Origin of the sequence: Actinoplanes lobatus (assembly GCF_014205215.1) — a bacterium.
GTDB lineage: Bacteria > Actinomycetota > Actinomycetes > Mycobacteriales > Micromonosporaceae > Actinoplanes > Actinoplanes lobatus.
Map to the genome: position 1 here is coordinate 4,982,874 of NZ_JACHNC010000001.1, position 14,043 is coordinate 4,996,916.

11 protein-coding genes are annotated in these 14,043 nt (G+C 73.5%); 10 read left to right on the forward strand and 1 reads right to left on the reverse strand.

Translation table 11 applies throughout. The annotated features are described in order from the left end of the window. Positions 1–83 precede the first annotated feature (83 nt). The 7 genes from BJ964_RS23005 (at position 84) to BJ964_RS23035 (ending at position 9,688) form a co-directional block, all read left to right on the forward strand. Positions 84–1,694, forward strand: coding sequence for an ABC transporter transmembrane domain-containing protein (locus tag BJ964_RS23005; protein WP_229806945.1), 1,611 nt, complete (start codon positions 84–86; stop codon positions 1,692–1,694). Then, the gene (locus tag BJ964_RS23010; protein WP_188122603.1) at positions 1,691–3,418 is read left to right on the forward strand and encodes an ABC transporter ATP-binding protein; all 1,728 of its coding nucleotides are present in this window, start codon (positions 1,691–1,693) and stop codon (positions 3,416–3,418) included. The genes BJ964_RS23005 and BJ964_RS23010 overlap by 4 nt, the downstream gene beginning before the upstream one ends. 102 nt (positions 3,419–3,520) lie before the next feature. Then, the gene (locus BJ964_RS23015; protein WP_188122604.1) at positions 3,521–5,551 is read left to right on the forward strand and encodes a bifunctional aldolase/short-chain dehydrogenase; all 2,031 of its coding nucleotides are present in this window, start codon (positions 3,521–3,523) and stop codon (positions 5,549–5,551) included. Continuing rightward, positions 5,548–6,927 carry a rhamnulokinase gene (locus tag BJ964_RS23020; protein ID WP_188122605.1) on the forward strand — a complete coding sequence of 460 codons (1,380 nt, stop codon included), beginning with the start codon at positions 5,548–5,550 and terminating at the stop codon, positions 6,925–6,927. The genes BJ964_RS23015 and BJ964_RS23020 overlap by 4 nt, the downstream gene beginning before the upstream one ends. Before the next feature lie 3 nt (positions 6,928–6,930). Continuing rightward, positions 6,931–7,665 carry a (Fe-S)-binding protein gene (locus BJ964_RS23025; RefSeq protein WP_188122606.1) on the forward strand — a complete coding sequence of 245 codons (735 nt, stop codon included), beginning with the start codon at positions 6,931–6,933 and terminating at the stop codon, positions 7,663–7,665. Then, a complete protein-coding gene (locus BJ964_RS23030; protein ID WP_188122607.1) occupies positions 7,662–9,089 on the forward strand; it encodes a LutB/LldF family L-lactate oxidation iron-sulfur protein in 1,428 nt (475 codons plus the stop codon). Before BJ964_RS23025 ends, BJ964_RS23030 begins: the two co-directional genes overlap by 4 nt. Next, positions 9,086–9,688: a LutC/YkgG family protein gene (locus tag BJ964_RS23035; protein ID WP_188122608.1), complete on the forward strand. Its 603-nt coding sequence runs from the start codon at positions 9,086–9,088 to the stop codon at positions 9,686–9,688. Before BJ964_RS23030 ends, BJ964_RS23035 begins: the two co-directional genes overlap by 4 nt. Here BJ964_RS23035 and BJ964_RS23040 read toward each other — a convergent pair. Then, positions 9,672–10,079, reverse strand: coding sequence for a response regulator (locus BJ964_RS23040; RefSeq protein ID WP_188122609.1), 408 nt, complete (start codon positions 10,077–10,079; stop codon positions 9,672–9,674). The genes BJ964_RS23035 and BJ964_RS23040 overlap by 17 nt on opposite strands. A 35-nt stretch (positions 10,080–10,114) precedes the next feature. On the opposite strand from BJ964_RS23040, the gene BJ964_RS23045 reads away from it, so the two are divergent. The 3 genes from BJ964_RS23045 to BJ964_RS23055 are packed head-to-tail and all read left to right on the forward strand — an operon-like array spanning position 10,115 to position 14,039. Further along, the gene (locus BJ964_RS23045; protein ID WP_229806938.1) at positions 10,115–11,833 is read left to right on the forward strand and encodes an Hpt domain-containing protein; all 1,719 of its coding nucleotides are present in this window, start codon (positions 10,115–10,117) and stop codon (positions 11,831–11,833) included. A 42-nt stretch (positions 11,834–11,875) separates the two neighbouring features. Continuing rightward, the gene (locus BJ964_RS23050) at positions 11,876–12,958 is read left to right on the forward strand and encodes an efflux RND transporter periplasmic adaptor subunit (protein ID WP_229806939.1); all 1,083 of its coding nucleotides are present in this window, start codon (positions 11,876–11,878) and stop codon (positions 12,956–12,958) included. Positions 12,959–13,013: 55 nt separating this feature from the next. Next, positions 13,014–14,039, forward strand: a complete 1,026-nt coding sequence (locus BJ964_RS23055) for an efflux RND transporter periplasmic adaptor subunit (RefSeq protein ID WP_229806940.1) — start codon at positions 13,014–13,016, stop codon at positions 14,037–14,039. Positions 14,040–14,043: the final 4 nt, after the last annotated feature.

Consider the following 14,043-nt stretch of genomic DNA (forward strand, 5'->3'; position numbering starts at 1 on the left):
ATCTTTCGACATCTTTACGGCAGCATGACGGCGTGGTCGATGCGCGTGGTCCGGTTCGGTATCTCTGGTGGCTGGCTCGGCAGGTGAAAGGGCGGGTCGCACTCGGCGCCCTGTTCGGGACACTGTGGTTCGTCAGTCTGGCGGTCACGCCGTACCTCATCTCGCAAGCGATCGACCGCGGCCTCGCGCCGCGCCGCCCCGGCGTGCTGCTCGCCTGGGCCGCGGTGGTGTTGATCGTCGGCGTGACCAGCGCCGGCCTGGGGATCATGCGGCACCGCAGCATGACGAAGCTGCGGCTGGCCGCCGCGCTGCGCACCGCCGACCTGGTGATGACCCACGCCACCCGGCTCGGCGCGGCCCTGCCCCGCCGGGTCACCGCCGGTGAGGTGGTCACCATCGGCATCTCCGACGTGTGGACCGTCGGCCGGGCGATGAACGCGGGCGGTGTCGGGGTGGCCGCGGTCGCCGCGGTCGGCATGATCGCGTTCCTGCTCCAGCGGATCTCCGGGGTGCTCGCCCTGGTCGTGGTGGCCGGCGTGCCGGCGCTGGCGCTGGTCATCGGGCCGCTCCTGCGCCGGGCCCAGCGGGCCGGCGGCCACTACCGCGAGCATCAGGGCCGGCTCAACGGGCGGCTCGTCGACGTGGTCGGCGGCCTGCGCGTGCTCAACGGCCTGGGCGGCAAGGAGGCGCACCAGGCGCGGTACGAACGGGAGTCGGCCGGGCTGCGCGACGTCGGCTACCGGGTCGGCGGCCCGTCGGCCTGGATCGGCGCGCTCGGCGAGGGCCTCCCGGTCGTCTACCTCGCGGTGGTGATCTGGCTGGCCGCCCGGCTCGCGGTCGGCGGTGGGCTGACCCCCGGCCAGCTGGTGGCGGTGTACGGCTACACCGCCGTGCTGGTCATCCCGGTGAGCGTGTTCATCTTCGTCGGGTTCGACGTCACCCGCGGTGTGATCGCGGCCCGCCGGGTCACCGACTTCCTGCGCCTGCCCGCCGACGACCCGGCCGGTGACCCCGCCCCGCAGGGTCCGGCCGTCCTGCACGACCCGGAGTCCGGGGTGTGCGCCGAGCCCGGCCGCCTGACCGCCCTCGCCTCGGACCGCCCCGCCGACTCGGCGGCCGTCCTGGAACGCCTCGGCCGCTACCGGGCCGGTGACGCCACCTGGGGCGGCCGGCCGCTCGCCGGCATCGCCCAGCCGGAGATCCGCGCCCGGATCCTGGTCGCCGAGCACGACGCCCACCTGTTCGCCGGCCCGCTGCGCGAGGTGGTCGCCGGCCCCGGCGAGCCGGACGACGACCGGGTCCGCCGGGCCCTGGACATCGCGGTCGCCCACGACGTCGGCGCCGACCTGGACCGGCCGGTCGACTGGGGCGGCCGCAACCTGTCCGGCGGGCAGCGGCAGCGGGTCCGGCTGGCCCGCGCCGTCTACGCCGACCCGGAGATGCTGCTCGCCGCCGAACCCACCTCGGCCGTCGACGCGCACACCGAGGCCGCGATCGCCGACCGGCTCAGCTCCGCCCGCGCCGGCCGCGGCACCGTCCTGGCCACCACCTCGCCGGTGCTGCTGGACCGCGCCGACACCGTGCACTACCTGGTCGGTGGACGGGTCGCCGCCACCGGCACCCACGCCGAACTGCTCCGAACCGAACCCGGCTACCGGGCGCTGGTCACCCGCGCCTTCGGAGGCGACGAATGAGAACCCTGCTCCCGGTCGCCTCCCGGCGTGACGTGGCCCGCGCCGCCCGGCGCCTGATCCGGGTGGAGGCCAGGGCCGTCGCCGGGTTCCTCGCCGTCGCCTCGCTGGCCGCGGTGGCCGGTCTCGGCGGGCCGGCGCTGCTGGGCCGGGTCATCGACGCGGTGTCCGCGGGCGGCGGCACCGGTCAGGTGGACCGGCTGGCCGGCGCCGTGCTCCTGTGCGCCCTCGCCCAGACCCTGCTCGCCCGGTACGCGCTGGCCGCCGCCTACCGGTTCGGGGAGCGCACCGCCGCCCGGATCCGGGAGACGTTCCTGCGGCGGGTGCTCGGCCTGCCCGCCGCCGTGGTCGAACGGGTGCCCGCCGGTGACCTCGCGGCCCGCGGCAGCACCGATGTGGACAGTGTGGCCAACGCGCTGCGTGACCTGCTGCCGCCGATCTTCGTGGGCGTCGTCCAGATCGTCTTCCTGATCGTGGCGGTGGTGGTGCTCGACCCGCTGCTCGGCGTGGTCGGGGTGATCGGGTTCTCCGGGATCTGGTTCGTGACGCGGTGGTTCCTGCGACGGGCCCGCGACGCGTACCTCACCGAGGGCGAGGCCACCTCCCGGCTCGCCGACGAACTCGCCAACACCACCGGCGGCGCCCGCACCATCGAGGCGTTCGGCCTGCACGCGCGGCGGATCGCGGCCGGCGACGAGGCGATCGCCGAGACCCGGCGCACGAGACTGTTCACACTCGGGCTGCGCAGCGTGTTCTTCCCGCTGGCCGAGTCGTCCTACGCGATCCCGGCGGTCCTCGTCCTCACCCTCGGTGGGCTGATGCACATCGACGGCCGGGTCAGCATCGGCACCGTGGCCGCGGCCGTGCTCTACCTGCGGCAACTGGTCGGCCCGCTGGACGGCATCCTGATCTTTCTCGACCAGTTGCAGGCCGGCGCCGCGTCCTTCGCCCGCATCGAGGGCCTCGGCTCCGTCCCGGCGCCGCCCCCGCCGGACGAGCGGGCGCCCGACAGCGAGCAGATCGAGGTCGACGACGTTCGGTACGCGTACGACCAGGGCCGTGACGTGCTGCACGACGTCGCCCTGACCGTCCGCCCCGGCGAACGGCTCGCCGTCGTCGGCCTCTCCGGCGCCGGCAAGTCCACCCTGGGCCGCCTCATCGCCGGCGTCGACCGGCCCACCTCCGGGACCGTCACGGTCGGCGGCGTGCCGATCGCCGACCTGCCACCGGACGAACTGCGCCGCCACGTCGTCCTGGTCACCCAGGAACACCACGTCTTCCAGGACACGCTGCGCGCCAACCTGATGGTCGCCGCCCCCGACGAACGGCTGCGCGAGGCCCTGCGCACGGTCGGCGCCGACTGGGCCGACGACCTCGACCGCGACCTCGGCGAACACCCCCTCGACGGGGCTCAGGCCCAGCAGCTGGCGCTGGCCCGGGTGGTGCTCGCCGACCCGCACACGGTCATCCTCGACGAGGCCACCGCGCTGCTCGACCCGACCGCGGCCCGGACCGCCGAACGCGCCCTGGCCGCCGTCCTGCACGAACGGACCGTCATCGCGATCGCCCACCGCCTCCAGACCGCCCACGACGCCGACCGGGTCGCCGTCATGGACGACGGCCGCATCATCGAACTGGGCCGCCACGACGACCTGGTCGCCGCCGACGGCCCCTATGCCGCCCTGTGGCGCTCCTGGCACGGCGGAGGCCGAAGAATACCCCGCTAAGACCGAGACCACCGAGCTTCTGAGCCTTGACCCGGGGTGAGTGGCCGCCGTAATCTACCGGTAACTCTGAAACGTTTCACGCCGAACGAAGAGCGGACCTTCATGACCAACCCCGTAGTCTCCGAGCTCATCGCCCGCTCGAACCGCCTCGGTGCGGATCCGCGGACCACCAACTACGCCGGTGGCAACACGTCCGCCAAGGGTGCCGACATCGACCCGGTCACCGGCGTTTCGGTCGACCTGGTGTGGGTGAAGGGCTCCGGCGGCGACCTCGGCACGCTGACCGAGAAGGGCCTGGCCGTCCTGCGCCTCGACCGGCTGCGTGCGCTCACCGGCGTCTACCCGGGCATCGACCGTGAGGACGAGATGGTCGCCGCCTTCGACTACTGCCTGCACGGTAAGGGCGGGGCCGCGCCCAGCATCGACACCGCCATGCACGGCCTGGTCGACGCCCCGCACGTGGACCACCTGCACCCGGACGCCGGCATCGCGATCGCCACCGCCGCCGACGGCCCGGCGCTCACCAAGGAGATCTTCGGTGATCGCGTCCTCTGGGTGGACTGGCGCCGGCCCGGCTTCCAGCTCGGCCTGGACATCGCCGCCGCCCACCAGGCGAACCCGCAGGCCATCGGCGTCATCCTGGGCGGGCACGGGATCACCGCCTGGGGCGCGACGAGCGACGAGTGCGAGGCCAACTCGCAGGAGATCATCAACACCGCCGCGGCCTACATCGCGGAGCACGGCCGCAGCGCGCCCTTCGGCGCGACGGTTCATCAACCCCGTCAAGCGGATGTACGCCGTGAGCGCGCCGCCGCACTGTTCCCGGTGATCCGGGGTCTCGCCTCCACCGACCGCCCCCAGGTCGGGCACTTCACCGACAGCGACGTGGTGCTGGACTTCGTGGGCTCCGAGCGCCTGGCCGAGCTGGCCGCCCTCGGCACCTCCTGCCCCGACCACTTCCTGCGCACCAAGGTGAAGCCGCTGGTCGTGGACACCGCGCCGGATGCGCCGCTGGACGAGGTGATCGCCCGCCTGAGGGAGCTGCACGAGGCGTACCGGGCGGACTACCGCGCCTACTACGAGCGGCACGCCACCGGCGAGAGCCCGGCGATCCGTGGCGCCGACCCGGCGATCGTGCTGGTCCCGGGCGTGGGCATGTTCTCCTTCGGAGCGAACAAGCAGACCGCCCGGGTGGCCGGCGAGTTCTACGTCAACGCGATCAACGTGATGCGCGGCGCCGAGTCGGTGTCAAGGTACGCGCCGATCGACGAGGCCGAGAAGTTCCGGATCGAGTACTGGGCGCTGGAGGAGGCCAAGCTCCAGCGGATGCCGAAGCCGAAGCCGCTGGCCACCCGGATCGCGCTGGTCACCGGTGCGGGTTCGGGCATCGGCCGGGCGATCGCGCTGCGTCTCGCGGCCGAGGGCGCCTGCGTGGTGGTCAGTGACCGGGACACCGGGGCCGCCGCCGAAGTGGCCGCCGAGATCGGTGGGCCGGACGTGGCCGTCGCGGTGAGCCTGGACGTCACCGATGAGGTCGGCGTCGCGAACGCCGTACAGGAAGCGGTCCTGGCCTTCGGTGGGGTTGATCTCGTGGTCAACAACGCGGGACTGTCGCTGTCGAAGTCGCTGCTGGACACCACGGCCCGCGACTGGGATCTCCAGCACGACGTGATGGCGAAGGGCTCGTTCCTGGTGTCGCGGGAGACCGCACGGGTGCTGATCGCGCAGGGCATGGGCGGCGACATCATCTACATCTCCAGCAAGAACTCGATCTTCGCGGGACCCAACAACGTGGCGTACGGTGCGGCCAAGGCCGACCAGGCGCACCAGGTCCGGCTGCTGGCGGCCGAGCTGGGCCCGCACGGCATCCGGGTCAACGGCATCAACCCGGACGGGGTGGTCCGCGGCTCCGGCATCTTCGCCGGTGGCTGGGGCGCCGACCGGGCCGCCGTCTACGGGGTGCCGGAGGAGAAGCTCGGCGAGTTCTACGCGCAGCGGACCCTGCTCAAGCGTGAGGTGCTGCCCGAGCACATCGCCGGCGCGGTCTTCGCGATCACCGGCGGCGACCTGACCCACACCACCGGCCTGCACATCCCCGTCGACGCGGGTGTCGCCGCGGCCTTCCTCCGATGACCTCGGCTTTCGCGGCTGTCGATCTCGGCGCGTCCTCCGGGCGCGTCGTGGTCGGCCGCTTCGGGGACGGCGGCCTCGGCCTCGACGTGGTGCACCGGTTCCCGAACGAGCCGGTGCGCGTCGGCGACACGCTGCACTGGGACATCCTGTCGCTGTACCGCGGAGTGCTCGACGGCCTGAGAGCCGCCGGGCCGGTGCGGAGCATCGGCATCGACTCGTGGGCCGTCGACTACGGGCTGCTCGACGCCGACGGGGCGCTGCTCGGCAACCCGGTCCACTACCGGGACGGCCGCACCGACGGCGTCGCCGAGCGGGTCCGGGAACTGTACGACGTCTGCGGGCTGCAACGACTGCCGTTCAACACGGTCTACCAGCTGCTCGCGGCGGAACCGACCGTGCAGTACGGGATGGCCCGCCGGTTCCTGCTGATCCCCGACCTGCTGGCCTACTGGCTGACCGGGGAGATCGGCGCGGAGTACACCAACGCCTCCACGACCGGGCTGCTCGATGTGCGTACCCGGGACTGGGCCCTTGATCTGATCGGTGAGCTGGGGTTGCGCGCCGAGCTGTTGCCGCCGGTGCGGCATCCCGGGTCGACCATCGGGTATTTCGAGGGCACGCCGGTGGTGGCGGTCGGATCGCACGACACGGCCAGCGCGGTGGTGGCCGTGCCCGCCTCCGGGACCGATTTCGCGTACATCTCCTGTGGCACCTGGTCGCTGGTCGGTCTGGAGCTGGACCAGCCGGTGCTGAGCCCGGAGTCGCGGCAGGCGAACTTCACCAACGAGGGCGGCGTCGACGGGACGATCCGCTACCTCCGCAACGTCATGGGGTTGTGGCCCCTCCAGGAGTGCCTCCGCGAATGGGACTCACCCGGCCTGCCCGAACTGCTGCGGGCGGCGGCCGCCGAACCGGGCCTCGCCCACGTGGTCGACCTCGACGATCCGCTGTTCCTGCCGCCCGGCGACATGGCGGGCCGGTTGCGCAAGGCGGCCGGGCTCCCGGCCGACGCGAGCCGGGCGACGATCGTGCGCTGCATCCTGGACAGCCTGGCGCTCGCGCAACGGCGCGCGCTGCGCCAGGCCCAGGAGCTGGCCGACCGGTCCGTCTCGGTGGTGCACCTGGTCGGCGGCGGCGCGCTCAACGAGCTGCTCTGCCAGTTGACCGCGGACGCCTGCGGGCTGCCGGTGCTGGCCGGGCCGGTCGAGGCCACCGCCATCGGCAACCTGCTGGTGCAGGCCCGCGCCGCGGGTGTGGTCGAGGGCGGACCGGATGCGATGCGGGCACTGGTGCGCGAGACTCAACGCATCGTGCGCTACTCGCCGGGCGGCTCCGAGAAGGACTGGGACGCCGCGGCCGCACGAGTGGGGAGGTGAGAAGTGCGGATCGCGTTCTTCGCCACCTGCCTGGCCGACACCCTCTTCCCGGAGGCGGCCAAGGCCACGGTGCGGCTGCTCGAACGGCTCGGGCACGAGGTGGTGTTCCCGTTCGAACAGACCTGCTGCGGGCAGATGCACATCAACACCGGCTATCAGAAGGAAGCGTTGCCGCTGGTCAAGCGATATGCGCAAACCTTTGATCCGTACGAGGTGATCGTCGTTCCGTCGGGATCCTGCGCCGGGTCGATCCGTCACCAGCACGCCATGGTCGCGTCGTCCTACGGCGACGCCGGGCTCGCCGCCCGCAGCGCGTCCGTGGCGGCCCGCACCTACGAGCTGTCCGAGCTGCTCATCGACGTGCTGAAGGTCGAGGACGTGGGGGCCTACTACCCGCACCGGGTCACCTACCACCCGACCTGCCACTCGCTGCGGATGATCCGGGTCGGCGACAAGCCGCTGCGACTGCTGCGGCAGGTCCGCGGACTCGACCTGGTGGAACTGCCCGCGGCGGAGCAGTGCTGCGGGTTCGGTGGCACGTTCGCGCTCAAGAACGCGGAGACGTCCACCGCCATGCTCGCCGACAAGATGACCAACATCGTGTCCACCGGGGCGGACGTGTGCACGGCCGGCGACACCTCCTGCCTCATGCACATCGGCGGTGGGCTGTCCCGTCTGCGTACCGGGGTGCGGACCGTCCACCTCGCCGAGATCCTGGCCTCGACGGAGTCCTCATGACCACCTTTCTCGGAATGCCGGCCACCGCTCCGCGCGGCGTCGGGCACCTCCGCGGTGACCAGCCGTTCCCCCGTGCCGCACACGACGCCCTCGACAACTCGCAGCTGCGGCGCAACCTGCGGCACGCCACCACCACGATCCGCGGCAAGTCCGGCCGGGTGATCGCCGAACTGCCGGACTGGCAGCGGCTGCGCGACGCCGGATCGGCGATCAAGGCCGACGTGATGTCCCGCCTCCCCTCGTTATTGGTGGAACTCGAGTCCCGCGTCATCGAGGCGGGCGGCGTCGTGCACTGGGCCGCCGACGCCAACGAGGCCAACGAGATCGTCACCGGCCTGGTCCGGCGGACCGGCTCCGAGCGGGTCATCAAGGTCAAATCGATGGCCACCCAGGAGATCGGGCTCAACGAGGCCCTGGAAGACGCCGGGATCACGCCGGTCGAGACCGACCTCGCCGAACTCATCGTGCAGCTCGGCGACGACAAACCCAGCCACATCCTCGTTCCGGCCATCCACCGGAACCGGTCCGAGATCCGGGAGATCTTCCTGCGGGCCATGCCCGGGGTCGACCCCGCGCTGACCGACGACCCACCGGTGCTGGCCGCGGCGGCACGGCGCTACCTGCGGGAGACGTTCCTGTCCACATCCGTGGCGGTCAGCGGGGCCAACTTCGCCATCGCCGAGACCGGCACCCTCGGGGTGGTCGAATCCGAGGGCAACGGGCGGATGTGCCTCACCCTGCCCGACACCCTGATCACCGTGATGGGCATCGAGAAGGTGCTGCCCACCTGGCGTGACCTGGAAGTCTTCCTGCAACTGCTGCCGCGGGCGTCGACCGGGGAGCGGATGAACCCGTACACCACGATGTGGACCGGCGTCACCCCCGGCGACGGTCCGCAGAACTTCCACCTGGTGCTGCTCGACAACGGGCGCAGCGCGGTCCTCGCCGACACCGTGGGGCGGCAGGCACTGCACTGCATCCGCTGCTCGGCCTGCCTCAACGTGTGCCCGGTCTACGAGCGGACCGGCGGGCACGCGTACGGGTCGGTCTACCCGGGGCCGATCGGGGCGGTGCTGTCGCCGCAGCTCACCGGCATCGAGGACAACGCCTCCCTGCCGTACGCGTCGTCGCTCTGCGGGGCCTGCTTCGACGCCTGCCCGGTCAAGATCGATATTCCGTCGATGCTGGTGCACCTGCGCAACAAGGCGCCGCACTCGCCGGCCGAGAGGGCGGCCATGGCGGCCGCCGCCTACACCATGAGCCGGCCACGCCTCTATGCGTCGGCTCAGCGGGCGGCCAAGATGGCCCGGATCGTGGGACGGCGCGGGCGAGGACTGCCGCCGCCGCTGTCCGGTTGGACGGCCGGGCGCGACCTCCCCGAATTCCCGGAACAGACCTTCCGCGATTGGTGGGCCCGGCGATGAGTTCCTCCCGGGAGTTGATTCTGGACCGGATCCGGGCCGCCCTGCGGGACGCGCCCGTCGCCGGTGAGGTGCCGCGGGAGTACCGGCCCGCCGGGACCGGCACCGCGGACCTCGACGTGCTGATCGACCGGCTGGCCGACTACAAGGCCGAGGTCCACCGGGTCAGCGCCGGCGAGGTGGCGGCCACCGCCGCGCGCCTCGCCGGGGTTGGGGGCGCGGTGCTCGTACCCCCTGGTCTGCCTCTGCAATGGCGCCCGGAGGGTGCCTTCGCCGACGACGGCCTCGCGCCGGACCGCATCGCCTCGGCCGGCGCCGTGCTCACCGCGGCGGCCGTCGCCGTCGCCGAGACCGGAACCATCGTCCTGGACGCCTCACCCGACCAGGGACGGCGCATCATCACCCTGCTGCCGGACGTGCACGTCTGCGTGCTCCGCCCGGACCAGGTGGTCGCCTCGGTGCCGGACGCGATCGCCCGCCTCGACCCGCGCCGCCCCCTGACCTGGATCAGCGGCCCCTCGGCGACCAGCGACATCGAACTGAACCGGGTCGAAGGCGTCCACGGCCCCCGCCACCTGCACGTCCTCATCCTCGACTCCTGATCTCGCCGCGGCCGGTGCCGATGGCGAGGGTCTCGATGCGGGACAGGAGGTCCTGGGCGGTGAAGGGCCTGGCCAGGAAGTCGTCGGCGCCCGCGTCGAAGGCCGCCGCGGCGTCCAGTGCGTGGCCCTGTTCGGTGAGCAGCAGGATCGGGATGTCGGCGGTGCACCGGTCGGCGCGGATGGCGCGGCACAACCGGCCGGCGGACATGGCCCCGGCGGTGTGGCCGGGGCCCGTGCCGAGGACGGCGCAGTCGGGCAGGTGGGCGTGGGCCGCGCGCAGGGCGGCCTCGCCGGTGTCGCGGGACGCCACCTCCAGGCCCGCCGATCGGAGCACCGTCTCGACGAGGCGCAGCAGGGTCGGATCGTCGTCGACCACGAGGACGGAAGTCACCACAACCTCCTTGATCGCTACCTAGAGTAAATGCCGTGTCGGCGTCCGGCTGGACGATGGGCCGCCTGCTCCGGTCGGGGATCGCGGTCGCGCTGGCGGCGGTCGCGCTGGTGGGGGTCACCGGGTTTCTGCGTAACGACGAGATCCTCCAGGCGCAGACGGCGGTGCTGCGTTCCGAGCAGGTGCTCGGCCGGATCGGGGAGCTGCGGGCGGTCGTTCAGGCGGAGCCGGTCGCGGAGGACGCGTTACGGCTGCGCGTCGCCGAACTGGGTGAGGTGGCCGGCGCCGATCCGGTGTACCAGCGGTTGTTGCCGCTGGTGGGTGCGCCGGGGCCGGACGTGGCGGGGATGCGGGCCGCCGTCGAGGAGATGCGGCGGCACGAACAGGCGCGGCTCGACCGCGGCCTGCGGGAGCTGGGCGCCGTCTCGCGTACCAACCGGTGGCTGATCGTCTGGGTGTCGGTGGCGGCGGCGCTCGTGGTCCTGATCGGGGGCCGCCTGCTGGTGTGGCGCTGCGGCCGGACCGCCGGGGAGATCGCCGCCGCCGCGCGCCGGGCCCGGCCCGCGCCCGTGGACGGTCCCCGGGAGCTGGCCGAGCTGGCCACCGCCTGGAACGAGTCGCTGGCCGCCGGCGCGGCGGCCCGTGCGGCGGCCCGGACGGAGGCGACCGCGGCGCACGCGGCCGGGTCGGCGTTCGTGGACGCGATGCGGCAGGAGATCCGTACGCCGATGACCGCCCTCACCGGCATGACCGGCCTGCTGCTGGAGACGTCCCTGGACACCCGGCAGCGGGCGCTGGCCGAGACCGCGCACGCCAGCGGGTCGGCGCTGCTCACCGCGGTCGGCGACCGGCTCGACCTGGCCGCGGCCGAGGCCGGTGACCTGGTTCTGGAGCGGCGGCCGTTCGCACTGCGCGACTGTGTCCGGCGGGCGCTGGAGCCGGTCGCCGCCGAGGCCGCGGCGAAGGGCCTGCACCTGGACGGTCGTCTCGCGCCGGGCTGCCCGGAGTGGGCCGGCGGTGACGAGCGGTGGGTACGCCGGATCCTGACGGCGCTGCTGCGCCAGGCCGTCGCCGGGACCGGGCACGGCGACGTCACGGTCACCGTGTCGGAGGCCGGGGGCGCCATCCGGTTCGCGGTGGCCGACACCGGGCTGGGCGTGCCGGCCGAGCGGCACAACGATGCCGGGGTGCTGCTGGCGGGGCGGCTGGCCGAGGCGATGGGCGGCGGGATCACCACGGAGAACCGCCCGGGGGAGGGTGCCACGGTCACCGTCACGGTTCGGCTGGACGAGGTGGAGCAGCCGGAGCGGTGCGGGGACGCGTACGCCGATGTGGAACCCGGACCGAGCGACAGCGAGCCGGACATGATCCGTGCCCGCGCCGAGGTGATCGCCGGGCCGGAGGCCGGGGCGCCGGAACGCCGCCGCCTCGCCGGGATCCTGCACCGTTTCGCCGACCGCCTGCCCGGTGTGCTCGACCGGATGGACCGGGCGGTGGCCGACGGCGACACCCGCAACCTGGCCCGGCTGGCGCACGGCCTCAAGGCGTCGGCGGCCACCCTGGGCGCCAACCGGTTCGCGGCGCTCTGCGCGGACCTGGAGGATCGCGTCCACCACGCGCACGGCGACCCGGCGCCGGTGCTGCGGGACCTGCACGAGCGGGCGCGCGAGGTGGGCGACAGCATGGAGTCGGTCTCCCGGCGGCTCACCCGCGAGCCGAACGTCATGAATGGCCCGGGCACCCGGCGATCGTGAAAGCCCGGCGGAGCCCGGTGCGAACAGCCACAATCAACCGGTGTGAGCAGGAAAACGGGGCGAAACGGTCGGTGGATCGGCGCCTTCCTCGTGATGGCGGGCGCCGTGGCCGCCGGGATCATCCTGGCCGTGCTGCGGACGGACACCGGCGCGCCCGCCCCCACCGTGGTCGCCGTCGCCGACCGCGGCGAGGTCACCCGGGACGTGGCCACCACCGGCACGATCGAGCCCGCCACCACCCGCGGCCTGGCCTTCGGCGTGAACGGCACCGTCGCGTCGGTGTCGGTACGCCCCGGCAACCGGGTCACCAAGGGGCAGGCCCTCGCCGCGCTCGACGGCACCGGCGCGGCCGACGACGTGAGCGACGCCGAGGCCGCCCTGTCCGAGGCGCAGAGCCGGCTCACCGAGGCGAAGAACGTCTCGGTGAGCACCACGGCCGGCGCCACCGACTGCGCCCGGCCGAAGGCGGCAGCCGCCCGGCCGTGCGCCACCCGGGGCTACCCGGACACCGGCGGCGATCCGGTCCTCACCGCCGAACAGCGGGTCTACCAGGCCGCACACCGGGTCGAGGAGGCCGAGCAGGCCCTCAAGGGCACGACTCTCAAGGCGCCGATCGCGGGCACCGTGCTCGCCGTCGAGGGCAGCGTCGGCGACCACGCGCAGAGCGGATCCACCTTCGTCAGCCTGGCCGACACGGACGCCATGCGGGTCCGCGCCGCGTTCCCGGAGGCCGACGCCGCCACCCTCCTGACCGGCCAGCCCGCCACCATCATGCCGGCCGGGTCGGACGGCACGTACGCCGGCGAGGTGGTGCAGGTCGACCCGGTCGGCACCTCGGACGGCACCCTGGTCCGGTACGGCGTGCTGCTGTCCGTCGCCCACCCGCCGAGCGACCTGCTGGTCGGGCAGAGCGCCCAGGTCGAGGTGCGGACCGGCCACGTGGACAACGCGCTGCGGGTGCCGTCGACCGCGGTCCACGACGTGTCCGGCGACTCCGGCACGGTGCTGGTGCGCAGTGGCGGGGGGCTGGTCGAGCGCACCGTGACGCTCGGGTTGCAGGGCGACGAGCACACCGAGATCGTCGGCGGGCTCGCCGAGGGCGACCAGGTCGTACGTTACCGATGATCGCGGAATCCCTGGAACACCGGATCACGAACCGCCCGGAAGGCATGATGACGGTGTGAATGCGCTGCGCCGTCCCACCACGGTGGTGAACGCCCTGCTGGTGCTGCTGATCGTCAGCGCCGGGCTGTGGAGCTGGACCCTGCTGCGGGACGCCTCGAAGACGACCGGGGCGAACGCCTCCGGGGCGCGGACGGTGAACGTCGCCCAGGGCACGGTCACCCGGACCGCGTCCGCGGACGGCACCGTGGCCAGCGCCGCCACCGCCAGCGCCACCTTCACCACGCCCGGAACGGTCACCGCGATCAAGGTGAAGGTCGGCGACAAGGTCGGCGCGGGCGCCCTGCTGGCCCGGGTCGACCCCACCGGCGCCGAACGCGATCTGGAGCTGGCCCGGGCCGGCCTGGCCGCCGCCGAGGACGCCATGGCCCGTGCCGAGGAGGCCGGCACCGACACCGGCCCCGCGGCCGACGCCGTCACCGGGGCCGAACTGGCCGTCGACGAGGCGGAGGCCGCCGTCGCCGGGACCAGGCTGACCGCACCGGCGGCCGGGACGGTGGTCGCGGTCAACGGGTCGCTGGGCGGGCCGAGCGCGACCGGCGAGGACGGGTTCGTCGACCTGGCCGACCTGAACCGGCTCCAGATCACCGCCGCCTATCCGGAGGCCGCCGCCACCGAACTCGCGGAGGGCCAGAGCGCCACCGTCACCTGGAACGCTCTGCACGGCGCCGAGACCACCGGCGAGGTGACCGCGATCGCCCCGGCCGCCACCGGCGAGAGCGGCGTGGCGGCCTACGGCGTGACGGTCAGCCTCCCGGACCCGCCGGCGGGCGCCAAACCCGGCCAGACCGTGAAGGTCGCGGTCGTCACCGGCAACGTGGAGAACGCCGTCACGGTCGACTCGGCGGCCGTCACGAGCACCGGCGACGGGAAGACCGTGACCGTCGTGGACAGCGCCGGCAAGCGGGAGACACGGCAGGTCCGGGTCGGCCTGGAAGGGGACGGCACATGCCAGATCATCGCGGGCCTGGCCCCCGGGGAGCGCGTCGTGCTGCCGGCGACCACCGCCCTGCGCTACGAATGAGGAC

Bases quoted from the DNA above. Each gene is read 5' to 3' on its own strand.
- BJ964_RS23035 (WP_188122608.1), top strand. From the start codon at position 9,086: ATGAGTTCCTCCCGGGAGTTGATTCTGGACCGGATCCGGGCCGCCCTG.
- BJ964_RS23015 (WP_188122604.1), top strand. From the start codon at position 3,521: ATGACCAACCCCGTAGTCTCCGAGCTCATCGCCCGCTCGAACCGCCTC.
- BJ964_RS23030 (WP_188122607.1), top strand. From the start codon at position 7,662: ATGACCACCTTTCTCGGAATGCCGGCCACCGCTCCGCGCGGCGTCGGG.
- BJ964_RS23010 (WP_188122603.1), top strand. From the start codon at position 1,691: ATGAGAACCCTGCTCCCGGTCGCCTCCCGGCGTGACGTGGCCCGCGCC.
- BJ964_RS23020 (WP_188122605.1), top strand. From the start codon at position 5,548: ATGACCTCGGCTTTCGCGGCTGTCGATCTCGGCGCGTCCTCCGGGCGC.